The sequence below is a fragment of the Burkholderia perseverans genome (assembly GCF_022870505.1).
Lineage (GTDB): Bacteria > Pseudomonadota > Gammaproteobacteria > Burkholderiales > Burkholderiaceae > Burkholderia > Burkholderia plantarii.
Map to the genome: position 1 here is coordinate 3,428,381 of NZ_CP045094.1, position 24,378 is coordinate 3,452,758.

The 24,378-nt window shown below is 68.5% G+C and carries 23 protein-coding genes and 1 tRNA gene; 12 read left to right on the forward strand and 12 right to left on the reverse strand.

The window, feature by feature from the left end; all coding sequences use genetic code 11:
- Positions 1–124: 124 nt before the first annotated feature.
- Complete coding sequence (gene lgt, locus BpN12_RS29825) at positions 125–1,015, reverse strand: prolipoprotein diacylglyceryl transferase (RefSeq protein WP_246795742.1); 891 nt, start codon at positions 1,013–1,015, stop codon at positions 125–127.
- A 97-nt stretch (positions 1,016–1,112) separates the two neighbouring features.
- Entirely contained in the window at positions 1,113–2,024 is a 912-nt protein-coding gene (locus tag BpN12_RS29830; RefSeq protein ID WP_246795743.1) for a LysR family transcriptional regulator, read from the reverse strand.
- Between the two features lie 142 nt (positions 2,025–2,166).
- Here BpN12_RS29830 and ilvD point away from each other — a divergent pair, with 142 nt between their 5' ends.
- Complete coding sequence (gene ilvD / locus BpN12_RS29835; RefSeq protein ID WP_246795744.1) at positions 2,167–3,840, forward strand: dihydroxy-acid dehydratase; 1,674 nt, start codon at positions 2,167–2,169, stop codon at positions 3,838–3,840.
- 262 nt (positions 3,841–4,102) lie between these two features.
- Positions 4,103–4,429, forward strand: a complete 327-nt coding sequence (locus BpN12_RS29840) for a c-type cytochrome (RefSeq protein ID WP_246795745.1) — start codon at positions 4,103–4,105, stop codon at positions 4,427–4,429.
- A gap of 110 nt (positions 4,430–4,539) precedes the next feature.
- Here the strand turns inward: BpN12_RS29840 and BpN12_RS29845 are convergent, their stop codons facing one another.
- Genes BpN12_RS29845 through BpN12_RS29855 form a run of 3 tightly spaced genes read right to left on the reverse strand, consistent with a single transcriptional unit; the run spans position 4,540 to position 8,509 of the window.
- Positions 4,540–6,531 (reverse strand): DUF2486 family protein, encoded by a 1,992-nt coding sequence (locus tag BpN12_RS29845; RefSeq protein WP_246795746.1) that lies wholly within the window; start codon positions 6,529–6,531, stop codon positions 4,540–4,542.
- An 18-nt stretch (positions 6,532–6,549) separates the two neighbouring features.
- Complete coding sequence (locus BpN12_RS29850; protein WP_246795747.1) at positions 6,550–6,966, reverse strand: DNA polymerase III subunit chi; 417 nt, start codon at positions 6,964–6,966, stop codon at positions 6,550–6,552.
- 31 nt (positions 6,967–6,997) lie between these two features.
- Entirely contained in the window at positions 6,998–8,509 is a 1,512-nt protein-coding gene (locus tag BpN12_RS29855) for a leucyl aminopeptidase (RefSeq protein ID WP_246795748.1), read from the reverse strand.
- Between the two features lie 109 nt (positions 8,510–8,618).
- On the opposite strand from BpN12_RS29855, the gene lptF reads away from it, so the two are divergent.
- The 3 genes from lptF to BpN12_RS29870 are packed head-to-tail and all read left to right on the forward strand — an operon-like array spanning position 8,619 to position 11,267.
- A complete protein-coding gene (gene lptF / locus BpN12_RS29860; protein WP_246795749.1) occupies positions 8,619–9,710 on the forward strand; it encodes an LPS export ABC transporter permease LptF in 1,092 nt (363 codons plus the stop codon).
- Positions 9,711–9,713: 3 nt separating this feature from the next.
- The gene (gene lptG / locus BpN12_RS29865) at positions 9,714–10,862 is read left to right on the forward strand and encodes an LPS export ABC transporter permease LptG (protein ID WP_042625773.1); all 1,149 of its coding nucleotides are present in this window, start codon (positions 9,714–9,716) and stop codon (positions 10,860–10,862) included.
- A 30-nt stretch (positions 10,863–10,892) separates the two neighbouring features.
- On the forward strand, positions 10,893–11,267 hold the full coding sequence (locus BpN12_RS29870) for a sirohydrochlorin chelatase (protein ID WP_246798040.1): 375 nt from the start codon (positions 10,893–10,895) through the stop codon (positions 11,265–11,267).
- A gap of 114 nt (positions 11,268–11,381) precedes the next feature.
- Here BpN12_RS29870 and cobA read toward each other — a convergent pair whose 3' ends face one another.
- The 6 genes from cobA to BpN12_RS29900 form a co-directional block, all read right to left on the reverse strand.
- The gene (cobA, locus tag BpN12_RS29875; RefSeq protein WP_246795750.1) at positions 11,382–12,164 is read right to left on the reverse strand and encodes a uroporphyrinogen-III C-methyltransferase; all 783 of its coding nucleotides are present in this window, start codon (positions 12,162–12,164) and stop codon (positions 11,382–11,384) included.
- A 77-nt stretch (positions 12,165–12,241) separates the two neighbouring features.
- Complete coding sequence (locus tag BpN12_RS29880; RefSeq protein WP_246795751.1) at positions 12,242–13,558, reverse strand: sulfate adenylyltransferase subunit 1; 1,317 nt, start codon at positions 13,556–13,558, stop codon at positions 12,242–12,244.
- Positions 13,559–13,580: 22 nt separating this feature from the next.
- Positions 13,581–14,543 carry a sulfate adenylyltransferase subunit CysD gene (gene cysD, locus BpN12_RS29885; RefSeq protein ID WP_246795752.1) on the reverse strand — a complete coding sequence of 321 codons (963 nt, stop codon included), beginning with the start codon at positions 14,541–14,543 and terminating at the stop codon, positions 13,581–13,583.
- Between the two features lie 90 nt (positions 14,544–14,633).
- Positions 14,634–15,368, reverse strand: coding sequence for a phosphoadenylyl-sulfate reductase (locus tag BpN12_RS29890; protein WP_246795753.1), 735 nt, complete (start codon positions 15,366–15,368; stop codon positions 14,634–14,636).
- On the reverse strand, positions 15,365–15,901 hold the full coding sequence (locus tag BpN12_RS29895; RefSeq protein WP_246795754.1) for a DUF934 domain-containing protein: 537 nt from the start codon (positions 15,899–15,901) through the stop codon (positions 15,365–15,367). Before BpN12_RS29895 ends, BpN12_RS29890 begins: the two co-directional genes overlap by 4 nt.
- Positions 15,902–15,921: 20 nt before the next feature.
- Positions 15,922–17,601 carry a nitrite/sulfite reductase gene (locus BpN12_RS29900; protein WP_246795755.1) on the reverse strand — a complete coding sequence of 560 codons (1,680 nt, stop codon included), beginning with the start codon at positions 17,599–17,601 and terminating at the stop codon, positions 15,922–15,924.
- Positions 17,602–17,825: 224 nt separating this feature from the next.
- Between BpN12_RS29900 and BpN12_RS29905 the strand changes: the two genes are divergently transcribed.
- The 4 genes from BpN12_RS29905 (at position 17,826) to BpN12_RS29920 (ending at position 20,149) form a co-directional block, all read left to right on the forward strand.
- Positions 17,826–18,767: a CysB family HTH-type transcriptional regulator gene (locus tag BpN12_RS29905; RefSeq protein ID WP_042625781.1), complete on the forward strand. Its 942-nt coding sequence runs from the start codon at positions 17,826–17,828 to the stop codon at positions 18,765–18,767.
- A 157-nt stretch (positions 18,768–18,924) separates the two neighbouring features.
- Positions 18,925–19,009: transfer RNA gene (locus BpN12_RS29910), tRNA-Leu, on the forward strand.
- 76 nt (positions 19,010–19,085) lie between these two features.
- The gene (locus tag BpN12_RS29915) at positions 19,086–19,805 is read left to right on the forward strand and encodes a pseudouridine synthase (RefSeq protein ID WP_246795756.1); all 720 of its coding nucleotides are present in this window, start codon (positions 19,086–19,088) and stop codon (positions 19,803–19,805) included.
- Between the two features lie 158 nt (positions 19,806–19,963).
- Positions 19,964–20,149 (forward strand): hypothetical protein, encoded by a 186-nt coding sequence (locus tag BpN12_RS29920; RefSeq protein ID WP_246795757.1) that lies wholly within the window; start codon positions 19,964–19,966, stop codon positions 20,147–20,149.
- On the opposite strand, the gene BpN12_RS29925 is transcribed toward BpN12_RS29920, so the two are convergent.
- Positions 20,142–21,188 (reverse strand): NAD-dependent epimerase/dehydratase family protein, encoded by a 1,047-nt coding sequence (locus tag BpN12_RS29925; RefSeq protein ID WP_246795758.1) that lies wholly within the window; start codon positions 21,186–21,188, stop codon positions 20,142–20,144. The genes BpN12_RS29920 and BpN12_RS29925 overlap by 8 nt on opposite strands.
- 81 nt (positions 21,189–21,269) lie before the next feature.
- Here BpN12_RS29925 and BpN12_RS29930 point away from each other — a divergent pair, with 81 nt between their 5' ends.
- The 3 genes from BpN12_RS29930 to BpN12_RS29940 all read left to right on the forward strand — a co-directional run bounded on the left by BpN12_RS29930 (position 21,270) and on the right by BpN12_RS29940 (position 24,297).
- On the forward strand, positions 21,270–22,301 hold the full coding sequence (locus tag BpN12_RS29930) for a CDP-6-deoxy-delta-3,4-glucoseen reductase (protein WP_246795759.1): 1,032 nt from the start codon (positions 21,270–21,272) through the stop codon (positions 22,299–22,301).
- Positions 22,302–22,640: 339 nt separating this feature from the next.
- Positions 22,641–23,825: an acetylornithine transaminase gene (locus BpN12_RS29935; RefSeq protein WP_246795760.1), complete on the forward strand. Its 1,185-nt coding sequence runs from the start codon at positions 22,641–22,643 to the stop codon at positions 23,823–23,825.
- A 19-nt stretch (positions 23,826–23,844) separates the two neighbouring features.
- Positions 23,845–24,297 carry a GNAT family acetyltransferase gene (locus BpN12_RS29940; RefSeq protein WP_246795761.1) on the forward strand — a complete coding sequence of 151 codons (453 nt, stop codon included), beginning with the start codon at positions 23,845–23,847 and terminating at the stop codon, positions 24,295–24,297.
- The last annotated feature ends 81 nt before the right edge of the window (positions 24,298–24,378 follow it).

Genomic DNA, 24,378 nt, shown 5'->3' on the forward strand with positions numbered 1-24,378 from the left:
CGCCGCGCTCCGGTTCACGAACGCGGCGCGCCAAAACCGACAGCCCGGCCGGGTCACCCCGCCGGGCTGTTTTCATGCCGGGCGCCGCGGCATCACGGACGCACCGGCGCGATGGTCGGCCGGCTCACGCCACTTCCGGCGCGCGCTTGCGACGATAGGCCCAGATCAGCATCAGCACGCCGGCCACCACCATCGGCAGCGACAGCCACTGCCCCATCGACAGCCCGAGCGCGAGCAGGCCGAGGAAATCGTCGGGTTCGCGCGCGAACTCGACGGTGAAGCGCGCGAGCCCGTAGCCGATCAGGAATAGCGCCGACACCGCGCCGATGGGCCGCGCCTTGCGCGAGAAGAAGAACAGCACGAGGAACAGCGTGATCCCCTCGAGCGCGATCTCGTAGAGCTGCGACGGGTGGCGCGGCAGCATCTGGTACTGCATGAACACCTCGTTCAGATGCCATTTCGCGGCGAGGTCCTGGTGCGCGGCGAGCCAGAGCGCGTCGTCGCGCGAGGCGCCCGGGAACAGCATCGCCCACGGCGCGTCGGGGCTCGTCACGCGGCCCCACAGCTCGCCGTTGATGAAGTTGCCGAAGCGCCCGGCCGCGAGGCCCAACGGCACCATCGGCGCGATGAAGTCGGTCACCTGCAGCCAGGTGCGCTTGCGCTGCCAGGCGAACAGCACCATCGCGGCCAGCACGCCGAGGAAGCCGCCGTGGAACGACATCCCGCCTTCCCAGACGCGGAAGATGTCGAGCGGATGCGCGAAGTAATAACCGGCCTTGTAGAACAGCACGTAGCCGAGCCGGCCGCCCAGCACTACGCCGAGCACGCCGTAGAACATCATGTCGTCGATGTCCTTGGCGGTCCAGCCTTGCGCCGCGACGTGCGGCAGCTTGAGCCGCACCCGGCCGACGACGATCGCCGCGATGAAGCCGACGAGATACATGAGCCCGTACCAGCGCACGGCGAGCGGTCCGAGATGAATCGCGACGGGATCGAAATTGGGGTGAATGATCATGAGTCGGTGTGGATGGTTGCTGAATCGGTGCGGCATTCATGCGCCGCGCCTGCCATTTGACGGTGGTTCGCCGCGCGCGTTCGGCACGCGGCGCGGCTCAGGCCGCCGCCGCGTGCCGCACGATCTCGATGAAACCCGCGAGCACCGGGCTCACCTCGCGCGTGCGCCAGACGAGGCCCGTTTCGAAGATCGGCGCTTCGTCCGCCAGCGGCCGATAGACGACGCCGGTGCGCCGCAGGTTACGCAGCGATTGCGGCACGAGTGCGACGCCCATGCCCGCCGACACGAGGCTGACGATCGTCTGCATCTGGATCGCCTCCTGGCCGATGCGCGGCGTCACGCCGAGCGCGCCGTAGCAGCCCGTAATGATGTCATAAAAGCCGGGCGCCAAACGGCGCGGGAAGATCACGAGCGGCAGATCGGCCAGTTCGGCGAGCCGCACCGGCTCCGCTTCGGGCGCATCCGACAGCGCCTGCGGCATCGCCGCCACCAGCGGTTCGCGCGCCACGGCCAGGTAGGCGAGGCCCGCCGCGTGGCGCGGCGGCAGCGGCGGGATCACGAGCCCGGCGTCGATCCGGCCGGCCGCGAGCAGTTCGAGCTGGACGTCGCTGGTCGCCTCGGTCAGCTTCAGCCGCACGCGCGGATAGCGCGCGCCGAACTCGCGCAGCAGTTGCGGCAGCAGCCCGTAGTCGGCGGTCGAGACGAACGCCAGCGCGAGCGTGCCCGACTCGCCGCGCGCGAGGCTCGCGGCCAGCGGCGGCAGCGCGTCGGCGGCCGCCAGCAGGCGCCGCACCTCGGGCAGCAGCGCCGCGCCCACCGCCGTCAACTCGACCGAACGGCGCGTACGCGCGAACAGCTCGACGCCGAGCGCCTCCTCCAGCGCGCGGATCGCCTGCGACAGCGGCGGCTGCGTCATCGCGAGCCGCGTGGCCGCGCGGCCGAAATGGCGCTCGTCGGCCACCGCCACGAAATACCGCCATTGCCGCAGATCCGGGGTCGGTTCCGCCATCGTTGATATCCTCTGCGACTCAATCAGCGATGAATAATATATTGGACAGCGGTTTGCCGACGCACCATCCTTCCATCATTCGAAGCCGCCGCGGCAGCGCGTCGCACCGTACCGTGGCCAGAACCCCCGGATGGAGTCCCCCATGTCCTACAACCGTCGTTCGAAGCACATCACGCAAGGCGTCGCCCGCTCCCCGAATCGTTCGATGTACTACGCGCTCGGCTACGAGAAGGACGATTTCGACAAGCCGATGATCGGCATCGCCAACGGCCATTCCACCATCACGCCCTGCAACGCCGGGTTGCAGCGCCTGTCCGACGCGGCCGTGGCCGCCGTGAAGGCAGCCGGCGCGAATCCGCAGATCTTCGGCACGCCGACCATCTCCGACGGCATGTCGATGGGCACCGAGGGCATGAAGTATTCGCTGGTCTCGCGCGAGGTGATCGCCGACTGCATCGAGACCTGCGTGCAGGGCCAGTGGATGGACGGCGTGGTGGTGGTGGGCGGCTGCGACAAGAACATGCCGGGCGGCATGATCGCGCTCGCGCGGCTCAACGTGCCCGGCATCTACGTCTACGGCGGCACGATCCGCCCCGGCAACTGGAAGGGCCACGACCTGACCATCGTCTCGTCGTTCGAGGCGGTCGGCGAGTTCACGGCCGGCCGCATGTCGCAGGAGGATTTCGAGGGCATCGAGCGCAACGCCTGCCCGTCCACCGGCTCGTGCGGCGGGATGTACACCGCGAACACCATGAGTTCGTCGTTCGAGGCGCTCGGCATGGCGCTGCCCTATTCGTCGACGATGGCCAACCCCGACGAGGAAAAGGTCGAGTCGGCCGCCGAATCGGCGCGCGTGCTGGTGGAAGCGGTCAAGCGCGATCTGAAGCCGCGCGACATCATCACGAAGCATTCGATCGAGAACGCCGTGTCGGTGATCATGGCCACCGGCGGCTCGACCAACGCCGTGCTGCACTATCTGGCGATCGCGCACGCGGCCGAGATCGACTGGTCGATCGACGATTTCGAACGGATCCGCAAGCGCGTGCCGGTGATCTGCGACCTGAAGCCATCGGGGCGCTACGTGGCCACCGACCTGCACCGCGCGGGCGGCATCCCGCAGGTGATGCGGATCCTGCTCGACGCGGGGCTGCTGCACGGCGACTGCATCACGATCACCGGCCGCACGATCGCGCAGACGCTGGCCGACGTGCCGGGCGTGCCGCGCGCGGACCAGCAGGTGATCTTCCCGATCGACCGGGCGCTCTACGACGAGGGCCATCTCGCGATCCTGAAGGGCAACCTCGCCGAGGACGGCGCGGTCGCGAAGATCAGCGGCCTGAAGAATCCTGTGATCACCGGGCCGGCGCGCGTGTTCGACGACGAGCAGAGCGCGCTCGAGGCGATCCTCGCCAACCGGATTCGCGCCGGCGACGTGGTCGTGCTGCGCTATCTCGGCCCGCAGGGCGGCCCCGGCATGCCGGAGATGCTCGCGCCGACCTCGGCCATCATCGGCAAGGGGCTCGGAGAATCGGTCGGCCTCATCACCGACGGCCGCTTCTCGGGCGGCACCTGGGGCATGGTGGTCGGCCACGTCGCGCCCGAAGCGTTTGCGGGCGGCACGATCGGGCTCGTGCAGGAGGGCGATTCGATCACCATCGACGCGCACCGACTGCTGCTGCAGCTGAACGTGGACGACGCCGAACTGGCGCGCCGGCGCGCCGCCTGGCGGCGGCCGGCGCCGCGCTACACGCGCGGCGTGCTGGCGAAATACGCGGCGCTCGCGCTGCCGGCGAACAAGGGGGCGGTGACGGGTTGAGGGGCCGCGTTGCAACGGTTGCCGGCTCGCGGCGGCCGTTGCTTCGATCATCCGCGCATGTCTGCGTGATCCTTCACGCGCCGAACAGGATGACGCGAGCGCCGCGCGCGGTTGAAATCGCCGTCGATGCCGGATGCGCGCGGTGAGTTGATCCGCGCATGGCCGCACGCCGTGCATGGACGGCCGCCAGGAACTCGCGGGGGCTTTACTTCTATAATGCGCGGACAGCCAGACCGGCCGCCGAGCCGGTGGAGACCCCCGTATGAGAATCACGCTCCTGCGAGCGACCGCCGCCGCGCTGCTGGGTACGAGCCTGCTCGCGCACGCCCAGCAACCCGCGAGCGGCCCGATACTCGCGCAACGCAAGAATTGCATGGCCTGCCATGCCGTGGCGGCTCCGCTGATGGGGCCGTCGTTCCACGCCATCGCCGATCGTTATCTCGCGCGCGCCGATGCGGCCGACTATCTCGCGCAATCGATCGTGAAGGGTAGCGTCGGCGTCTGGGGGCCGGTGCCGATGCCGGCCAACACGCAGCTGACCGAAGACGAGGCGCACACGCTCGCCCACTGGATCATGACGCTGAAGTAGGCGCTCGCATCGCATCCGGGTACCGCGTCGCTGATGCCGGCGCCGGTCGGAAAAATCCACGAATCATCGCGCACGCGGGCATTGCTCGCCCCCGTGCCTCGATTACCTCTTCAGGCCGACGGCGGCTCGCGATCCGTGAGCGCTTCGCCAATTGCCTCGCTCACCCATCGTTCGATTTCCGGCGCGAGCGCCAGCAGCACCTGCTGCGAGACTTCTCCCGCGAGCGCCGCCGCATGCTGCCGGACCACCTCGCGACAGCGTGCGTCGATCAGCGCGCGGCCTTCGCCGGCCAGATAGCCGGCAACGCGGCCATGCAGCCGCTCGGCGACGCGCTGCGCGTCGATGGCAGGCGCCGCCGGCGCGGGCGGGACCGCCGCCGGCAACGGCTCGGGCGCGCCGTGCTGCAGTTCGACGGGCGGCGGCGCCTCGTGACCGGCGAAGCGCGCCGGCATCGGCTCATCGGCGGCGAACGGCGTCAGTTCGGCGAACGCGGCGGGCGGCATCGCCTCGATCGCGTGCAGCGCCGACTCGGTGCGGGCGACGACATCGCTATCGGCCGGCGGTGCTTCGCCGACTGGTGCAGCGGCGATGCCGAAGTGGTTGCCGGTAGCGTCCGGTTCAGCGTCGCCAGGCCCGGCGGCCTGTTCCGGATTCGTCAGCGCGTAGGCGAGCGAAGCGTCGTCCGGAGCGTCGTGCTCGTCGTCGCGAACGAGCGGCGCTTCGACCGCCTCATGCAACGTGGGAGCCGGCGACGATGTCACGGATGCCGCGTCGGGCTTCGGTGGAAAAAGCGGTTCCGGGCTTGCCGCGAATTCCTGTGGAACGGCGGGCTCGGACGCGACGAACACGGCCTCCGAGGCACTCGGCTCGGCGTGAGCGGGCGGTGCGGACGAAGCGAGGGGCTCGGGTGCCGCGGCGAGTGCCTGGGGCAGCGGCGGCTCCGGCGACACGAACGGTGCCTTCTCCGCACGTGGCTCCGCCTTTGCGGCCGCCTCCTGTGGATAAACCGCCTCGGGCTCGACGGCGAACTGCTGGGCCGCCGCCAGTTCGGGGGAATGCGCCTCCGGGGCGTTCGATGCGGCCTCGCCAGCCGGCTCCGACGGGATGTGCGGCTCGGGCTCGGCTGCGAGCGCAGATGCTGCGGCCGGCTCGTGCGGAGTGACAGGCTCGGGCGTGGCGGTGAATTCCTGCTGCACCGCCGGCTCAGACGGCGCGGACCACGCCTCCGGCCAATCCGGCGCCGCCTCGATAGTCGGCTCCGGCGGAATATGCGACTCGGGCTCCGCGACAGGCACCGGTGCCGCCGCCGGCTCGTGCCGAGCGACTGACTGCTCAGGCTCCGCGGCAACTGCCTCATGCCCCGTCGGTTCCAGCGAGCCAAGCGCCTCGGACGACTTGGGGAGTGCTTGCGGCGCCAACGGCTCCGGCGCCACGAACTGCGCCTCCGAGGCATTCAGCGCCGTATCGACGGCCGGCTCCGGCAACGGCTCCGGCGCGCCAGCCAGTTCCGGCGGCACCATCGGTTCCGGTGCAACGAACGGCGCATCCGGAACGTCGGGCTCGGCCTCACGGGCCTCAGGTGGCGACGCATGCAGCCCGGCCGGTGCGGCCTCAGCCGCCGGCAAAGGCGGCTCGTCTGCCGCAACCTGCGGAGCCAATTCAACCTGATGGGAAATCGTCGCTTCGGACGTATGCGCCGGCGCCGGCTCCGGCGCCACGAACGTGGCTTCCGGCAACGCCGCGCGCGCCTGCGGAGAAACCTCGGACCTGGACGCCCAAGCCTCCATTTCTCTCAGCACGGCGGGCCCCTCCGCCCGCCCAGCCTCCTCCGCCCCGGCCGCCAGCCTCGACACCGGCAGCGCATCGGCTCCGGCCGCGCCGGCCGGCGCATCGTAAGCCGTCGACAGCGCCGTGCGCGCCTCGACAGGCGGCAGCCCGGAAGCAGCCAGTTCAGGCGCAACCTCCGGCGGCAGATCGGGAACATCACCGGCACGCGGCGGCGGCGCCTCCGGCTGCGTCGCGGAACGGGCCGGCACGGGCTTGCCCGGCACCAGCACATCGGTCAGAACAGGAATGTCGAACTCGTGGTTGGCGTCGGGCATGTTGCCTCCGGGCGCGGGTCAGCCGCCCTGCTTGTAGTTGTTCAGCGCATAGCCGCGATCGCGGTAGAACCGGTAGCGATCGCGGCCGGCCGCCAGTTCCTCGGGCGCGTTGCCGACCACCTCGAGCAGCCGCGCGAACCGCGCGAATTGCGCGGGCACCTCGGCGCCGAGATTGAGCACCACGCCGTCGTGCGGCGCGCGGGAAAGATCGGCGGTCAGCACGATCGGCGTCTGGCCGGCCAGCGGATTGTCGACCGAGCAGTGCGGGATGAAATCGAGCGGCGAGAAGGTCCAGAGCTGCTCGTCGAGCGCGCGCAGCCGCGCCGGCTCCGCGCAGACGACGACGGATTGCCCCGCCAGATACGCCTTGCGCAGCAGCCGGCACGCATACGCCAGCGAATCGCCGACGTTCGAGTGGAAATCGATCCGCGTCATCGCGCGCGCCGCCGCGTCGTTGCCGCGCCGCTCACGCGCCGGCGCGGTCGATCAGGAACTGCGTCAGGAGCGGCACCGGACGGCCGGTGGCCCCCTTCGCCGCGCCGCTCTTCCAGGCGGTGCCGGCGATGTCGAGGTGCGCCCACGGATAAGCCTCGGCGAAACGCGACAGGAAGCACGCGGCCGTCACGCTGCCGCCCGGGCGCCCGCCGAGGTTCGTCAGGTCGGCGAAGTTCGACTTCAGCTGTTCCTGATACTCGTCGTCGAGCGGCAGGCGCCAGGCCGGATCGCCGGCCTCGCGCGAGGCGTCGAGCAGTTCGCCCGCCAGCGCGTCGTCCTTCGAGAACAGGCCGCTGTTGTGGTGGCCGAGCGCGATGATGCAGGCGCCCGTCAGCGTCGCGACGTCGATCACGGCGGCCGGCTTGAAGCGCTCGGCATAGGTGAGCGCGTCGCAGAGGATCAGGCGGCCTTCGGCGTCGGTATTGAGCACTTCGACCGTCAGACCCTTCATGCTCGTGACGATGTCGCCCGGCTTCACCGCGTTGCCCGCCGGCATGTTCTCGCAGGTCGGCACGATCGCGACGACGTTGAGCTTGAGCCCCATCTCGGCCACGGCGCGCATCGCGCCGAGCACCGAGCCGGCGCCGCACATGTCGTACTTCATCTCGTCCATGCCCTCGCCCGGCTTCAGCGAGATGCCGCCCGTGTCGAACGTGATGCCCTTGCCGACCAGCACGACCGGCGCGGCCTTGGCCGGCCCGCCCTGGTAGTGCAGCACGATGAACTGCGGCGGCTCGACCGAGCCGCGCGCGACGGCCAGGAACGAATCCATCTTCAGCGCCTGGATCTGCTTCAGGCCGAGCACCTCGGACTTCAGGTTCCAGTCCTTGGCCATCTGCCGGGCGGCGTTCGCGAGATAGGTGGGGGTGCAGACGTTGGCGGGCAGGTTGCCGAGGTCGCGCGCGAAATCGGTGCCGTTGGCGATCGCCACGGCCTGCTTCGCGGCCAGCTTGGCGGCCTTCTCGTCGGCCGGATCGACGCTGAACACGACGCGCTTGAGCGCGGCCGGCGCGGGCTCGGCCTTGCTCTTCATCTGCGTGAAGCGGTAGGTTTCGTTGCGCAGCGCGACAATCGCGGCCCGCACGCACCAGTCGGACGAACGCTCGGCCACGGGCAGCTGGGTGAGCGTGAACGCGACCTGCCCGACCTTGGTCCCGAGCAGCGCGCGCCACGCGGCGCGGGCGGCTTCCTGGTAAGCCTTCTGGCCGAATCCGTCCTGCTTGCCGAGACCGACCAGCAGCACGCGCGACGCGCCGATGCCCGACACTTCGTGCAGGAACAGCGTCTTGCCGGCCTTGCCGTCCATGTCGCCGGCCTTGATGATCCGCGACAGCAGCCCCTTGGTGGCTTCATCCGTGTCGAGCGCGGCGCCGGACAGCGTCTGGGACTCGAACACGCCGATCACGACGCAGTCGGATTTTCCGGTCAGGAACCCCTTGGAAGCGCCTTTGCTCCAATCAAAGCCTTTTATGCTAAAGTCCATCGCGCTTGTCCTCGGATAAAATCTGGGCTATGGGTGAAAGCCGCAATTATCCGCTATTTTTCCCGTGGCGGCGCGCGCCCCTACCCTCCCCGCCCTCTTCGCATCAAACATGATCTTTGAACGCTCCCTCCAGCGCGAGCTTGCGTATACGGCCGGCGCTGTCTTCATGGTGCTGCTCACGATCATGCTGACGTCGATGATGATCCGTATCGTCGGCTACGCAGCGTCCGGTCAGGTCAGCCCGAAGGACGTGCTCGTGCTGATCGGCCTCACCGTGATCGGCTACCTCGCGATGATCCTGGTCGGCACCCTGTTCGTGTCGATCCTGTTCGTGCTCACGCGCTGGTATCGCGATTCCGAAATGGTGGTCTGGCTCGCCTCGGGCGTGAGCCTCACGCGCCTGATCCGGCCGATCGGCGTGTTCTCCACGCCGATCGTGCTGCTCATCGCGTTCTTCGCGTTCGTCGGCTGGCCGTGGTCGAACCAGCAGAGCAAGCTGATCAAGGCGCGCTTCCAGCAGCGCGACGAGGTCTCGCTGCTCGCGCCGGGCCAGTTCCGCGAATCCACCTCGACCAACCGCGTGTTCTTCATCGAGAAGATGTCGCCGGACCAGGCCCGGGTGCAGAACGTGTTCGTCACGACCACCGAGCAGGGCAAGGTCAACATCGTCGTCTCGCAGACCGGCCGCACCGAAACCGAGAAGAACGGCGACCGCTTCATCGTGCTCGAGAACGGCCGCCGCTACGACGGCGTGCCCGGCCAGCCGAACTTCAAGATCATGCAGTTCGAGCGCTACGGCGTGAAGATCCAGAGCAAGCAGGTGGTCACGCAGCCCACCACCACCAGCACGCCCACGCTCGACCTGTTGCGCGATCCGACCAAGGAAAACCTGGCCGAATTCGCCTGGCGCGCCGGGCTGCCGCTGATCGCGATCAACCTGATGATCCTGGCGATCCCGCTCGCCTACCAGAATCCGCGGCGCGGCCGCACCGTGAACCTCGTGATGGCCGTGCTGATCTATCTGACGTATTCCAACCTGCTGAACGTGGTGCAATCGCAGATCGAGCGCGGCAAGCTGCCGTTCGGCGTCGGGCTGGTGGTGCTGCACGTGGTGGTGGCCGGCATCGTCGCGTTCCTGTTCTGGCTGCGCGTGCGCAACCGGCCGCTCATCTCGCGGGCCACGTTCCGCCGGGGAGCCTGACCGATGCGGCTCTACGAAAAGTATTTCGCGCGCCAGATCTACCTGACGTTCATCTTCGTGCTGTTCGCGTTCTCGGGGCTGTTCTTCTTCTTCGACCTGATCAGCGAACTGAACTCGGTCGGCCACGGCACCTACAACTTCGGCTACGCGGTGCTGCGCGTCGCGCTGCAGACGCCCTCGCGGTTCTACGAGATCATCCCGGTCGCGACGCTGATCAGCGCGATCTACGTGTTCGCGCAGATGGCGGCGAACTCCGAATTCACGATCTTCCGCGTCTCGGGCCTCGCCACCAACCAGGCGCTGCGTTCGCTGCTGAAGATCGGCGTGCCGCTCGTGATCGTCACCTACCTGATCGGCGAATTCGTCGGCCCCTACACCGACCAGCTCTCCGAGCGCGTGCGGCTCGAGGCGCTCGGCTCGTCGGTGTCGTCGAACTTCGCCTCGGGCGTCTGGGTCAAGGACACGCTGACCGCGCGCGACAACGGCGAGCCGGTCACGCGCTTCGTCAACGTCGGCACGCTGTCGCCCGACTCGACCATCAGCAACGTGCGGATCTACGAGTTCGACTCGAAGTTCCAGCTGCAGAACGTGCGGATCGCGAAGTCGGGCCGTTACGCGCCGCCCGGCCACTGGCTGCTGACCGACGTGACCGACACCCAGCTCACGCCGATCCCGCCCGACACCCACGCGCCGGCGGACGCGCTGAACCCGGTCTACCGCTCCGAGCAGGTGTCGATGCCGCAATACTCGCTGCGCTCGGATCTCACGCCGCAGATCCTCTCGGTGCTGCTGGTGTCGCCGGAGCGGATGTCGATCTTCAACCTGTTCCGCTACATCCAGCATCTGCGCGAGAACCAGCAGGACACGCAGACCTACGACATCGCGCTGTGGCGCAAGCTGCTGTATCCGTTCGCGGTGTTCGTGATGCTGGTGCTGTCGCTGCCGTTCGCGTACCTGCACACGCGCGCCGGCGTGGTGGGCGTGAAGGTGTTCGGCGGCATCATGCTCGGCATGAGCTTCCAGCTCTTCAACACGCTGTTCTCGCACATCGGCACGCTCAACACCTGGCCCGCGCCGCTCACGGCGGCGCTCCCCGCCCTGATCTACCTCGCGCTCGGCCTGTTCGCGCTGAAGTGGGTCGACCGGCACTGACCACCGATTACCGCAGACGACGGAGGCATGATGAGCAAGCACGGGATCATCCTGTTCGGACATGGTTCGCGCGACCCGCGCTGGATGGAGCCGTTCGAGCGGCTCGCCGAGCGCGTGCGCGCCGCCCACACGAGCGGCCCGGTCTCGCTCGCGTTCCTCGAGCTGATGCCGCCGGAACTCGACGACGCGGTGGCCGCGCACGTCACGCACGGCTGCGCGACCATCACGATCGTGCCGGTGTTCGTCGGCCAGGGCGGCCACGTGCGGCGCGACCTGCCCGAGATCCTCGAGGCGTGCCGCGCCGCGCATCCGGGCGTCGAGATCCGCTGCGCCACCGCGATCGGCGAGGACGACTCCGTGCTCGACGCGATCGCGCACTACTGCCTGCAGCAGGCGAGCGCCTGACTTGTTAGCGCGCCTACAAGATCTGTCTGAAACGATGCCTGCCGCCCGTCGTGGCGGCACCGAAACGAAAAAACGCCGGCCCGAGGGCCGGCGTCTTTCATTGGGAGTGCCGCGTCAGGCCGCGTTGCGCATGCTGTCGCTATCGCCATCCGCTTTGGCTTTGGCCGGCGCACCGTCGTCCGCGAGCCGCCCGCGTTCGCCGAACGCGGCGCCGATCATCAGCAGGCTCGGCTGCGCGGGATCGAGCCAGGCCTGCGCCTCGCCCGCCGCCATCCGCGCCAGCGTCAGTTCGAGCGTGCGCTCGCGCGGCGTGCTGCAGGCCTCGACGATCGCCACCGGCGTATCGGCCGCGCGTCCCGCGTCGATCAGTTGCTGCGCGATGCCGGGCGCGCTGTCGCGGCCCATGTAGAACACCAGCGAATCGGCGTTGACCTGCTCGCGGATCTCGTCGCTGCCCGGCGCACGGCTCTGGGTGGCGAACGCGACGCTGCGCGCGACGCCGCGCAGCGTCAGCGAGCGCTTCAGCGTGGCCGCGCCGGCCAGCGCCGCGGTGATGCCCGGCACCACCTCGTAGTCGATCCCGGCCGCCTCCAGCGCGCGCATTTCCTCGTCGGCGCGGCCGAACAGCATCGGATCGCCGCCCTTCAGGCGCACCACCACGGCATGCTCGCGCGCGGCGTCGACGATCTGCTTGTTGATGAACTGCTGCGCGGACGAGCGCTGCCCGCAGCGCTTGCCCACCGCCACGCGCCGCGCGTTCGGCGCATGGTCGAGCATCGCCGGCTCCACCAGCGCGTCGTGCAGCACGACGTCGGCCAGGCCGAGCAGCCGCGCGCCGCGCACCGTGATCAGGTCCGCCGCGCCCGGCCCCGCGCCAATCAGATACACCTTGCCCATAAACCCTTCGTTGGTTGGTCGCCCTCAGCGGCCGCCGGCGGCCGTCGGTCATGCCGGCGGCGCCGACGGCGCTGGCGTCACGCGGAATACGCGCGGATCATGCCGGCGGCGACCGTGTGGTGCGTCGCCTCGTCGATCAGCACGAACGCGCCGGTACCCGGATGCGCATCGTAGGTATCGCAGACGATCGGCTTTTGCAGCGTCAGCGCCACCCGGCCGATGTCGTTCATCTTCAGGTCCTGGCGGTCGGTGGCCTGCGACAGCGTATGCACGTCGAGTACCTGCCGGACCGCGCCGATCTTCGTGAACACCATGTTGGTGGTCTGCTTGAGCAGATACTTGCGTTGCGGCGACAGCGGCGTCTCGTCGAACCAGCACAGGTCCGCTTCGAGCTTCTTGGCCGGCTCGATGCGCTGCGCGTTCGGCACGAACACGTCGCCGCGCGAGACGTCGACGTCCTCGCCGAGGCGGATCGTCACCGTCTGTCCCGCGAACGCGGATTCTACCGCGGCCGTGCCGCCCGGCACCGGCGCGATGATCTCGGCCACCGTCGCCGTGCGGCCCGAGGGCAGCACCGCGATCTCGTCGCCCACGCGCACTTCGCCGGCCTCGACGCGGCCCATGTAGCCGCGGAAGTCGTCGGCCGAGCTGCCGTCCTGGCGCGCCACCCACTGCACCGGGAAGCGCAGCGCGTCGCCGCCGTCGATCGCCACCGGCAGCGTTTCGAGCAGGTCGAGCAGCGGCTCGCCCGAGTACCACGGCATGCTGTCCGACAGCGTGACGATGTTGTCGCCCTTGAGCGCCGACACCGGCACGAAGCGCACGCCGGCCAGACCGATCTGTTCGGCGAGCGTGACGTAGGCGTCGCGGATCAGGTTGAAGGTGGTCTCCGAATACTCGACCAGATCCATCTTGTTGATCGCGACGATCACGTGCTGCAGGCCGAGCAGCTTGACGATCGCGCTATGGCGCTTGGTCTGCGGCAGCAGCTGCGTGACGCCGCCCTCGACCGTCACGCGCGTCGCGTCGATCAGGATGATCGCGGCGTGCGCGGTCGAGGCGCCCGTCACCATGTTGCGCGTGTACTGCTCGTGGCCCGGCGTGTCGGCGATGATGAACTTGCGCTTGGCGGTGGCGAAGTAGCGGTACGCCACGTCGATCGTGATGCCCTGCTCGCGCTCGGCCTCGAGGCCGTCGGTCAGGAGCGCGAGGTCGAGCTCGTCGCCCACCGTGCGCTTGTTCTTCGCGCGCGACAGCGCCGACAGCTGGTCGGACAGCACGGCCTTGCTGTCGTATAGCAGGCGGCCGATCAGCGTGCTCTTGCCGTCGTCGACGCTGCCCGCCGTGATGAAGCGCAACACGCCGAGGTCTTCGTGGTTCTCGATGATGCTCATGATGTCTGTGTCCTCGCGTGCTTCAGAAATAACCCTGCTTCTTGCGCTGTTCCATCGCCGCTTCCGACGTCTGGTCGTCCATCCGCGTCGCGCCGCGCTCGGTGATCTCGGTCACCGCGGTCTCGGCGATGATCTTCTCGACGTCGTCGGCATCGCTCTCCACCGGGCAGGTGCAGCTGATGTCGCCCACCGTGCGGAAGCGCACCAGCGCGTTCTCGCTCGTCTCGCCCTCGCGCATCGGCGTGAGCGGCGTGACCGGCACCAGCAGGCCGTTGCGGCGCACGATCTCGCGCTGGTGCGCGTAGTAGATCGACGGCAGTTCGAGGTTCTCGCGCGCGATGTATTGCCAGACGTCGAGTTCGGTCCAGTTCGAGATCGGGAACACGCGCAGGTGCTCGCCCTTGTGCAGGCGTGCGTTGTAGAGGCTCCACAGTTCCGGACGCTGGGCCTTCGGATCCCATTGGCCGAACTCGTCGCGGAACGAGAAGATGCGCTCCTTGGCACGCGCCTTTTCCTCGTCGCGGCGCGCCCCGCCGATCATCGCCGTGTAGCCGTATTGCTCGATCGTCTCGAGCAGCGTGACGGCCTGCGCGGCGTTGCGCGAATCGGTTTCGCGGCGCAGCACCACGGTGCCGCGCGCGATCGAATCCTCGACGTGGCCGACCACCAGCTCGGCGCCGATCTCCTTGGCGCGGCGATCGCGGAAATCGATCACCTCGTCGTAGTTGTGGCCCGTGTCGATATGCACGAGCGGGAACGGCAGCGAGGTCTGGCGGCCCGCGCCGAGGCCGAACGCCTTCAGCGCGAGATGCAGCACGACGACCGAATCCTTGCCGCCCGAGAACAGCAGCGCGGGCTTGCTGCACTCGGCCACGAGTTCGCGCAGGATGTGGATCGACTCGGCCTCGAGCCAGTCGAGGTGGCCCATCCGGCTGGAAGCGCCGGCCGGCCGGGCGAAGGCGGATTGTTCGAGCGTCGTGCTCATGGTGTCAGTCCTTGCTGGTTTGCTGGCGCCGCCCGTCGGGGCGGGCGGCGCGATTGCTGTCGTTCGTGGTCGAAGGCGCGCGGCGGCGCGTCAGGCGTTGGCGCGGCTCGGCAGTTCCGACACCGGCGCGACCGTGATGTGCAGGCCGCATTCCTTGGTGTCGCGCGATTCCCACCACCAGCGGCCCGCGCGGCTGTCCTCGCCGGGGCGGATCGCGCGCGTGCAGGGCTCGCAGCCGATGCTCGGGTAGCCGCGCGCGTGCAGCGGGTTCACCGGCACGTCGAACGCCTTCAGGTAGGCCCATACCTCGGCCTCGCTCCAGTCGGCTAGCGGGTTGTACTTGGCGATGCCGCGTGCCTCGTCCTGCTCTTCCTCGTGCAGCTCCGCACGCGTCACCGACTGCTCGCGGCGCTGGCCCGTGACCCAGGCGTCGACCTCGGCGAGCGCGCGGTTGAGCGGCTCGACCTTGCGGATCTGGCAGCACGCCTTGCGCAGCTCGACGCTCTCGTAGAACGCGTTCAGGCCATGCTCGGCCACGTACTGGTCGATCGCGTCGGCCTGCGGGTGGAACTGCTCGATCTCGTAGCCGTAGCGCTCGCGCACGCGGTCGATCATGCCAAGCGTCTCCGCATGCAGGCGGCCCGTGTTCAGCGAGAAGATGCCGATCGCGCGCTGCTTCGAGAGGATCGCGTGGGTGACCAGCATGTCCTCGGCCGCCAGGCTGCTCGCGAACTTCACGCGCGGGTGGCGCTCGGCGATCACGGCGAGCAGCGCGTCGAGCCGCTCGACCTTGGCCGCCAGTTCGGGGGGGAGGGCCTCGCTCATGCGCCCACCTGGCCGGCCGCGGCGCGGCGGCGGAACAGCGGCACCACGTCGTCCACCGCGCCCTGGTAGCGCTGCGAGAATTCGCTGAACGCGTTCAGCGCGTCGTGCGGATCGCGATCCGCGCGCACCGCGAACGCGTCGAAGCCGCAACGCGACATGTAGTTCAGCTGGTCGCGCAGCACGTCGCCGATCGCGCGCAGCTCGCCGGTCCAGCCGTAGCGCTTGCGCAGCAGGTGGGCGGTGCTGTAGCCGCGGCCGTCGCCGAAGCGCGGGAACTCGACCGCGATCACCGTCAGCTTGTCGAAGTCGGCGACCAGGTCGGCCGGCTCGCTGTCCGGCGCGAGCCACACGCCCAGTTCGTCCTTCGTCTTCGCGGCCACCAGCGCATCGCGCCCGGCCTGCCAGTAGGCGAGCGGCACCAGCACCTTGCCGGCCGGCAGCGCGCCCACCTCGGGCAGCGCGCCGTCCTCGCCCGCGCGCACCAGCTGCCATGCGTCGTCGATCACTGCGCGGTTCTTGATAATCGAAGCCATCTGCTGAATTCCTCGTTCGGTTACGCGTGGGCCGGCTGGCGCGCCGCGTAGACCCGCTCCTTGAACGGCGCGATGCCGATGCGGTTGTAGGTGTCGATGAAGCGCTCGCCGTCGATGCGCGTGTCGACGAACGTATCGACCAGCTTCGTGATCACGTCCGGCACTTCCTCGGCCGAGAACGACGGGCCGATCACGCGGCCCAGCTTCAGGCCGTCCTGCCCCGTGCCCTGCTCGCCGCCGAGCGAGATCTGGTACCACTCCGAGCCGTCCTTGTCGACGCCGAGAATGCCGATGTTGCCGACGTGGTGGTGGCCGCACGAGTTCATGCAGCCCGAGATGTTCAGCGACATCTCGCCGAGGTCGTAGACGTAGTCGAGATCGTCGAAGCGCTCCTGGATCGCCTGCGCGATCGGGATCGACTTGGCGTTCGCGAGCGAGCAGAAATCGCCGCCCGGGCACGCGATGATGTCGGTCAGCAGGCCGATGTTCGGCGTCGCGAAGCCGACCGCCCTGGCCTTTTCCCACAGCGCGAACAGGTCGTGCTTCTTCACGTTCGCGAGGATCAGGTTCTGCTCGTGCGACACGCGCAGCTCGCCGAACGAATAGGCATCGGCCCAGTCGGCCACCGCTTCCATCTGCGCGTCGGTCGCGTCGCCCGGCGCCACGCCGTTCGGCTTCAGCGACAGCGTGACCGCCGCGTAACCCGACACCTTGTGCGGCGCGACGTTGCGCTCGACCCAGCGCGCGAACGCCTTGTTCTCGAGCAGATGCTGTTCGTAGGAGGCATCGGTGTCGGCCAGCTTCTCGTAGGCCGGCGGCGCGAAGAAGCGCGAGACGCGCTCGACTTCGTCCTGCGTCAGCGTCGAGGGGCCGTCCTTCAGGTGCTGCCATTCCGCCTCGACCTGCTGCGAGAATTTCTCCGGCGAAAGCGCCTTCACGAGGATCTTGATCCGCGCTTTATAGAGATTGTCGCGGCGACCGAAACGGTTGTAGACGCGCAGCACCGCCTCGCAGTAGGTCAGCAGATGCTGCCACGGCAGGTTCTCGCGAATGATCGAGCCGACGATCGGGGTGCGGCCCAGGCCGCCGCCGGCGAGGATGCTCGCGACGAGTTCGCCGTCGGCGTTGCGCGACAGGTAGACGCCGAGGTCGTGCATCTGCACGGCGGCGCGGTCCACCTTCGAGCCGGACACGGCGATCTTGAACTTGCGCGGCAGCCAGGCGAATTCGGGATGGAACGTCGACCACTGGCGCAGGATTTCGGCCCACGGGCGCGGATCGATCGCCTCGTCGGGCGCGATGCCGGCGAACTGGTCGGCCGTGATGTTGCGGATGCAGTTGCCCGAGGTCTGGATGCCGTGCATCTGCACCGACGCGAGCTTGGCGAGCAGGTCCGGCGTTTCCTCGAGCTGGATCCAGTTGAACTGGATGTTCGAGCGCGTCGAGAAATGGCCGTAGCCGCGATCGTGCTCGCGCGCGATGCGCGCCAGCATGCGGAGCTGGTCGCTGCGCAGATTGCCGTACGGAATCGCGATCCGGTGCATGTACGCGTGGCGCTGCATGTACAGGCCGTTCTGCAGGCGCAGCGGACGGAATTCTTCTTCGCTCAATTCGCCCGACAGCCGGCGACGCACCTGGTCGCGGTATTGCGCGACGCGTTCGTCGACGATCGTCTGGTCGTGCTGGTCGTACTGATACATTCGGGGACCCCAGGTTTCGTGTTGACGGCTTGGCGTCCTAGCCACGCCAAGCCTGAATTCTGCCTCGTTCGCGCCCGACGCGCTGAGCCGGCTGGGCACCGGCCGCGTCACTTGCTAATGACGAAAACAGATATCCATATTTGAAAAACCAAGGTGAATCGTAATAAACTCGCCTTATATTTCAAACGACTAAAAAATTCTGTCCATATGCGAAAGGGTTATATATGAACCTGCACCAATTTCGCTTCGTGCGCGAGGCCGTCCGCCAGAATTTCAACCTCACCGAGGCCGCGAAGGCGCTGTTTACCTCGCAGCCGGGCGTGTCGAAGGCGATCATCGAACTCGAGGACGAGCTGGGCGTGGAGATCTTCACGCGCCACGGCAAGCGCGTGCGCTCGCTGACCGAGCCGGGCCGGATCATTCTCGCCTCGGTCGAGCGGATCCTTCAGGAGGTGGAAAGCCTGAAAAGGGTCGGGAAGGATTACGCGGCACAGGACCAGGGCAACCTGACCATCGCGGCCACGCATACGCAGGCGCGCTACTCCCTGCCCGCCGCGATCGCCGAGTTCAAGAAGCGTTTCCCGAAAGTGCATCTGTCGATCCTGCAGGGCAGCCCGACACAGGTGGCCGAGATGGTGATCCACGACCAGGCCGATCTCGCGATCGCGACCGAAGCGATCGCCGACTACAAGGAGCTGGTGTCGCTGCCGTGCTTCCAGTGGCATCACGCGGCCGTGGTGCCGGCCGACCATCCGCTGCTCGAACGGCGCCCGCCCTCGCTCGACGATCTCGCGCAATACCCGCTGATCACCTACGACGACGCGTTCGCGGGCCGCAAGAAGATCAACCACGCGTTCGCGCTGCGCGGGCTGTCGCCCGACATCGTGCTGGAGGCGATCGACGCGGACGTGATCAAGACCTACGTGGAGCTGGGGCTCGGGGTCGGGATCCTGGCCGACATCGCGTTCAATCCGGAGCGCGACCGCAACCTGCGCGCGATTCCGGTCGGGCACCTGTTCGGCAGCAACGTGACGCGCGTGGCGCTGAAACAAGGCGCGTACCTGCGCGGCTATGTATATACGCTCGTCGAGCTGCTGTCGCCGACGCTGAACCGCAAGCTGATCGAGCAGGCGCTGAAAGGCGAGGCCGAGTCCTACGAGCTGTGAGGGCGGCACGCCCCTTTCCTATATAGATGGGGCGGCCGCGGATGCGGTCGGACGCTTGCCGCCGCCCCGCACGGGCGGCTTGCCCGGCTCGGCGTTTTCCGACATAATCCGCGTTTCGCCCGCGCGCAACCGAACGTGCGGGGCTGCAACATCTTCTGCCCAGGTGGTGAAACTGGTAGACGCAGGGGACTCAAAATCCCCCGCCGCAAGGCGTGCCGGTTCGATTCCGGCCCTGGGCACCAAACTCGAAAACCCGCGACAGCATCTGGCTTCGCGGGTTTTTTCATGCCTCCCGCCCTTGCTACAATTGCGCGCGCCATGGACCTCGAAACCATCCTTTTCTCCCAGGGCTTCGGCTCGCGCCGCCAGTGCCGCGCGCTGGTCGACGCGGGCCGCGTCGCGATCGGCGGCGCGATCTGCGACGATCCCGACCAGTCCTTCCCCGCCGACGGCCTCGAATTCGAGGTGGACGGCACGCGCTGGCCCTATCGCGAGCACGCCTACCTCGCGCTGCACAAGCCGGCCGGCTACGAATGCTCGCGCGACCCGCAGCACCATCCGAGCGTGTTCGCGCTGCTGCCGCAGCAGTTCGCCGAGCGCGGCGTGCAATGTGTGGGCCGGCTCGACCAGGACACCACCGGCCTGCTGCTGCTGTCCGACGACGGCCAGTTCGTACATGCCTACACGTCGCCGAAACGCAAGGTCCCGAAGACCTACCTCGCCACGCTCAAGCATCCGCTCGACGACGCGCAGCTGGCCGCGCTGCGCGACGGCGTGCTGCTGCACGGCGAGCCGAAGCCGATCACCGCGCTCGACGCGCGGGCGCGTGGCACGCACCAGCTCGAAATGACGGTGCAGGAAGGGAAATACCATCAGGTGAAGCGGATGATCGCCGCCGCGGGCAATCGCTGCGAGCTGCTGCATCGCGAGCGGATCGGCGGCTTTGCGCTGCCGCCCGACACGCTGCCGGCCGGCGCCTGGCGCTGGCTCGACGAGGCCGATCTCGCCTCGCTGCGCGCCGCCACGCCGGCCCGCTGACCGCGCGCTGACCCCGCGCCGCGCGCGCGTCGATCCGCACAATCCCCGCCGTTGCACCCGCGCACGCGGCGTTGCGGCGCAATATGGAACTCTGCTGCGTCCCCGCTATACTCGAATCACAACAAGGTCAAAAGTCAGTATGGTTTAGGGGAAGGATCATGACCCACACCGCGTTCGCCCTGTCGCCCGTAATGCTCACGTTCGCCATCGTCGGCGCCGTCCTGATCGGCGCACTGCTGGCCATGATGCATCTGAAGCGCACCTACCACCCGAACCTGATCGGCGCGATGATCGGCGCTCTGCTCTGCTTCCTGTTGATCGAGGCGCTGCCCGCGATCACCTGAGCGAGCCGAGTTCGCTGTCGGCGGACACGGTGCGCAGGAAATCCTCGACGCTCGGATAGCGCAGCACGAAGCGCAGTTCGCGCTTGAGCCGCGTGTTGACGAGCCGCCGCGACTCGCGCATGAACGACAGCTGCACCGGTTCGAGGCGCTGCTCGGCCTCATCGCGCGTGATGCGCGGCGGGCTCGCCCGGCCGCTCGCGCGCGCCACGCGCTCGAAATACTCGCCCATCTTCATCTCGGTATCGTCGCTGGCATGCACCACGCGCCCGGCGCGGCCGCGCCGTGCCGCCGCGAGCAGGATGCCGGCCAGGTCGTCGGCATGGATGTGATTGGTATAGACGTCGTCGGCGTCGACGAGCGCTGGCGTGCCGCGTTCGAGCCGCGCGATCGGCAACCGGTTGGCCGCGTAGATGCCGGGAATCCGCACGATCCGCGCGTCGAGCGCCCCGCGCGCGCCGGCGCGCCGCAGCTGCCGTTCGGCCGACACGCGCCGCACGGCGCGCGCGTTGGCCGGCCGCACCGGCCGCGTTTCGTCGACGTAGGCGCCGCCGCAATCCCCGTAAACACCGCTCGTGCTTGCATAGACGAGCGTCATCGGGCGCCGGAGCCCCTCGGGTACAATACGCGCTGCCCGATTGGCCTGGCCGTCAGGCAAGTGACTGGCCGTCGCACGCAGCCGGCCCACCGCCTGGGTGGCCTGCCGGGCCGGCCCGCGCCGCGCCGCCGGGCGCGCGCCGAGCGCCGCGATCAGCGCGCGCGTGCGCGCATCGCCGTCGCCCGACGGACGCGGCGGCGCGAGATGCAGCACGAGCCGCGCGAGGCCCCCGAGCCGCGCCAGCGTCCCACGCCGGTCGAGGTCGCCGACGATCGGCACGGCCCCCGCCGCAAGCAGTTCGGCGCGCCGGGCCGGCTGGCTCGTCAGCGCGATGATGCGCGGCGGGCGCGCCCGCCGGCGCAGCTGTTCGACGCAGCGCATGCCGACATCGCCGCAGCCGACGATCAGCACGCGCGGACGGCGCAGGATTCGTGTCGCAATCATGGATGTAAGCGGAATTCGTAGCGCAAGCATTGTAGCCGCCGTGCCCGATTCGCACGGTCCCCACTTTTGTTCAACCGACTTATGGCATTCAACGTAACCCTCAAGCAAAGCGGCCGGCAATTCCAGGTCGAGGCCGACGAAACCGTGCTGGCAGCCGCACTGCGCCAGAACGTCCACCTGCCCTACGGCTGCAAGAACGGCGCCTGCGGCTCGTGCAAGGGACAGGTCGTGCAGGGGCAGGTCGAGCAGCGTCCGCACGCGGCCTCGGCGCTGTCGAACGACGAACGCACGCGCGGCCTCGCGCTGCTCTGCTGCGCCACCGCGCAGTGCGACCTCGAGATCGACGTGCGCGAGATCGCCGGCGTGGACGGCGTGCAGGTGAAGAAGCTGCCGTGCCGCGTCAACGCGATCGAGCGCCGCGCCGACGACGTCGCGGTGCTGAAGCTGCAGCTGCCGGCCAACGAGCGCCTGCAGTACCTGGCCGGCCAGTACATCGAGTTCATCCTGAAGGACGGCACGCGCCGCAGCTATTCGATGGCGAGCGCGCCGCACGAGGAAGGCCCGCTCGAACTGCATATCCGCCACATGCCGGGCGGCAAGTTCACCGACCACGTGTTCAACACCATGAAGGAGCGCGAGATCCTGCGCTTCGAAGGCCCGCTCGGCACGTTCTTCCTGCGCGAGGATTCGGAAAAGCCGATCGTGCTGCTCGCCTCGGGCACCGGCTTCGCCCCGATCAAGGCGATCATCGAACACGCGCGCCACAGCAATTTCACTCGGCCGATGCGCCTGTACTGGGGCGCGCGCCGCCGCAAGGACATCTACCTGTTCGAGCTGGCCGAGCAATGGGCGCGCGAGATCCCGAACTTCACGTTCGTGCCGGTGCTCTCCGAGCCCGACGCCGACGACGCCTGGACCGGCCGCACCGGCTTCGTGCATCGCGCCGTCGTCGAGGATCTGCCCGATCTGTCGCCGTTCCAGGTCTACGCCTGCGGCGCGCCGGTGATGGTCGAATCGGCACAGCGCGATTTCACGGCGCACCACGGGCTGCCCCAGGACGAGTTCTACGCGGATTCGTTCACGAGCGCGGCCGATCTCGCGCACGCCGTCTGAGCCGGCTGTCTGACCACGCCGGCGCCCGGTCCCGCGCCGCGCGGCCGCCCGGTTGCGCCCGCCGGGCACCCGGGCGCCGCGGAAATTTGCGCGGCGACACCCGTTTGTCGCAACCGGGCGGTTTACTTGGTGCGGCGTCATGCCGTATGCTTGCGCCATGAACCGCTTCCTGTCCGCCCTCCGACGTCGCTCGCCGCACCTCATGGATGCCGCCGGCTCGTCACGGACGCACGCGTAACCCCCTCTCGTTACGCCAAGCTGTTCGAACCACCAAGCCACGGCATCCCGTGGCTTTTTTATTGTCTTTTTTCCTGTCGCTACCCGCTGGAGCTCGCCGCCATGCCTCTGAACGAATATCCGATCGACTCGCTGATGTACATCACGAACCGCCCCGACATCGTGTTCACTCACGGCAAGGGCTCGTGGCTCTACGATCACACCGGCAAGCGTTATCTGGATTTCATCCAGGGCTGGGCGGTGAACGCGCTCGGCCACTGCAACGAAGGCATGATCGAGGCGCTGAAATCGCAGGCCGAGACGCTGCTGAACCCGTCGCCGGCGTTCTACAACGAGCCGATGGCGAAGCTAGCCGCGCTGCTCACCGGGCACAGCGTGTTCGACAAGGTGTTCTTCGCCAACAGCGGCGCGGAAGCGAACGAAGGCGCGATCAAGCTCGCGCGCAAGTGGGGCCGCAAGTTCCGCAACGGCGCCTACGAGATCATCACGTTCGACCACAGCTTCCACGGCCGCACGCTCGCGACCATGTCGGCGAGCGGCAAGCCGGGCTGGGACACGATCTACGCGCCGCAGGTGCCGGGCTTCCCGAAGGCCGACCTGAACGACATCGCGTCGGTCGAGAAGCTGATCAGCGAGAAGACCGTGGCGGTCATGCTCGAACCGATCCAGGGCGAAGGCGGCGTGATCCCGGCCACGCGCGAATTCATGCAGCAGCTGCGCGCGCTGACCAAGCAGCACAACCTGCTGCTGATCGTCGACGAAGTGCAAAGCGGCTGCGGCCGCGCCGGCACGCTGTTCGCGTATGAGCTGGCCGACATCGAGCCGGACATCATGACGCTCGGCAAGGGCATCGGCGGCGGCGTGCCGCTGGCCGCGCTGCTCTCGAAGGCCGACGTCGCGGTGTTCGAGGCCGGCGACCAGGGCGGCACCTACAACGGCAACCCGCTGATGACGGCGGTCGGCTATTCGGTGATCTCGCAGCTCGTCGCGCCGGGCTTCCTCGAAGGCGTGCGCGAGCGCGGCGAGTACCTGAAGCGGCGCCTGCTCGAACTGTCGGAGGAACGCGGCTTCGAGGGCGAGCGCGGCGAAGGGCTGCTGCGCGCGCTGCTGCTCGGCAAGGACATCGGCCCGCAGATCGTCGAGAAGGCGCGCGACATGCAGCCCGACGGCCTGCTGCTGAACGCGGCGCGCCCGAACCTGCTGCGCTTCATGCCGGCGCTGAACGTGACGAACGAGGAAATCGACCAGATGATGGCGATGCTGCGTTCGATCCTCGACACGCTCTGAAGCGAGGCGGGAGCCGGCCATGCATCTCGACGATGACGTGACGATCCGCGCCTTCGTGCGCGCCGACACCGAGCCGGTGCTCGCGCTGTGGGCCGACGCGTTTCCGGGCTACTCGGACGCGAGCGTGCCGCATCGCGACCCGCGACGCTCGATCGAGGCCAAGCTCGCCACCCAGCCGGAGCTGTTCTTCGTCGCGCTGCGCAACGAGCGGCTGACGGGCACCGTGATGGCCGGCTACGACGGCCACCGCGGCTGGCTCTACTCGTTCGCGGTCGCGCGCGATACGCGCCGGCTCGGCATCGGCCGCGCGCTGATGGCGCACGCCGAGGCCGCGCTCGAGGCACTCGGCTGCCGCAAGATCAACCTGCAGGTGCTCCCCGACAACGACGAGGCCTGCCGCTTCTACGCGGCGCTCGGCTATCAGGTCGAGCAGCTGGTGTCGTTCGGCAAGCGCCTGCCGATACCGGCCTGAGCGGCCGAAACACCGGACCGCAGCAAACGAAACAGGCCGCCACGGCAAAACCGTGGCGGCCTGTTTTCTTGCGAACGTTTC

Bases quoted from the DNA above. Each gene is read 5' to 3' on its own strand.
- BpN12_RS29935 (WP_246795760.1), top strand. From the start codon at position 22,641: ATGCCTCTGAACGAATATCCGATCGACTCGCTGATGTACATCACGAAC.
- BpN12_RS29905 (WP_042625781.1), top strand. From the start codon at position 17,826: ATGAACCTGCACCAATTTCGCTTCGTGCGCGAGGCCGTCCGCCAGAAT.
- BpN12_RS29890 (WP_246795753.1), bottom strand. From the start codon at position 15,368: ATGAGCGAGGCCCTCCCCCCCGAACTGGCGGCCAAGGTCGAGCGGCTC.
- BpN12_RS29920 (WP_246795757.1), top strand. From the start codon at position 19,964: ATGACCCACACCGCGTTCGCCCTGTCGCCCGTAATGCTCACGTTCGCC.
- BpN12_RS29925 (WP_246795758.1), bottom strand. From the start codon at position 21,188: ATGATTGCGACACGAATCCTGCGCCGTCCGCGCGTGCTGATCGTCGGC.
- lptF (WP_246795749.1), top strand. From the start codon at position 8,619: ATGATCTTTGAACGCTCCCTCCAGCGCGAGCTTGCGTATACGGCCGGC.
- BpN12_RS29850 (WP_246795747.1), bottom strand. From the start codon at position 6,966: ATGACGCGGATCGATTTCCACTCGAACGTCGGCGATTCGCTGGCGTAT.
- BpN12_RS29930 (WP_246795759.1), top strand. From the start codon at position 21,270: ATGGCATTCAACGTAACCCTCAAGCAAAGCGGCCGGCAATTCCAGGTC.
- BpN12_RS29915 (WP_246795756.1), top strand. From the start codon at position 19,086: ATGGACCTCGAAACCATCCTTTTCTCCCAGGGCTTCGGCTCGCGCCGC.
- lgt (WP_246795742.1), bottom strand. From the start codon at position 1,015: ATGATCATTCACCCCAATTTCGATCCCGTCGCGATTCATCTCGGACCG.
- BpN12_RS29840 (WP_246795745.1), top strand. From the start codon at position 4,103: ATGAGAATCACGCTCCTGCGAGCGACCGCCGCCGCGCTGCTGGGTACG.
- cysD (WP_246795752.1), bottom strand. From the start codon at position 14,543: ATGAGCACGACGCTCGAACAATCCGCCTTCGCCCGGCCGGCCGGCGCT.
- BpN12_RS29855 (WP_246795748.1), bottom strand. From the start codon at position 8,509: ATGGACTTTAGCATAAAAGGCTTTGATTGGAGCAAAGGCGCTTCCAAG.
- BpN12_RS29880 (WP_246795751.1), bottom strand. From the start codon at position 13,558: ATGAGCATCATCGAGAACCACGAAGACCTCGGCGTGTTGCGCTTCATC.
- BpN12_RS29870 (WP_246798040.1), top strand. From the start codon at position 10,893: ATGAGCAAGCACGGGATCATCCTGTTCGGACATGGTTCGCGCGACCCG.
- cobA (WP_246795750.1), bottom strand. From the start codon at position 12,164: ATGGGCAAGGTGTATCTGATTGGCGCGGGGCCGGGCGCGGCGGACCTG.
- ilvD (WP_246795744.1), top strand. From the start codon at position 2,167: ATGTCCTACAACCGTCGTTCGAAGCACATCACGCAAGGCGTCGCCCGC.
- BpN12_RS29830 (WP_246795743.1), bottom strand. From the start codon at position 2,024: ATGGCGGAACCGACCCCGGATCTGCGGCAATGGCGGTATTTCGTGGCG.
- BpN12_RS29845 (WP_246795746.1), bottom strand. From the start codon at position 6,531: ATGCCCGACGCCAACCACGAGTTCGACATTCCTGTTCTGACCGATGTG.
- BpN12_RS29940 (WP_246795761.1), top strand. From the start codon at position 23,845: ATGCATCTCGACGATGACGTGACGATCCGCGCCTTCGTGCGCGCCGAC.
- lptG (WP_042625773.1), top strand. From the start codon at position 9,714: ATGCGGCTCTACGAAAAGTATTTCGCGCGCCAGATCTACCTGACGTTC.
- BpN12_RS29900 (WP_246795755.1), bottom strand. From the start codon at position 17,601: ATGTATCAGTACGACCAGCACGACCAGACGATCGTCGACGAACGCGTC.
- BpN12_RS29895 (WP_246795754.1), bottom strand. From the start codon at position 15,901: ATGGCTTCGATTATCAAGAACCGCGCAGTGATCGACGACGCATGGCAG.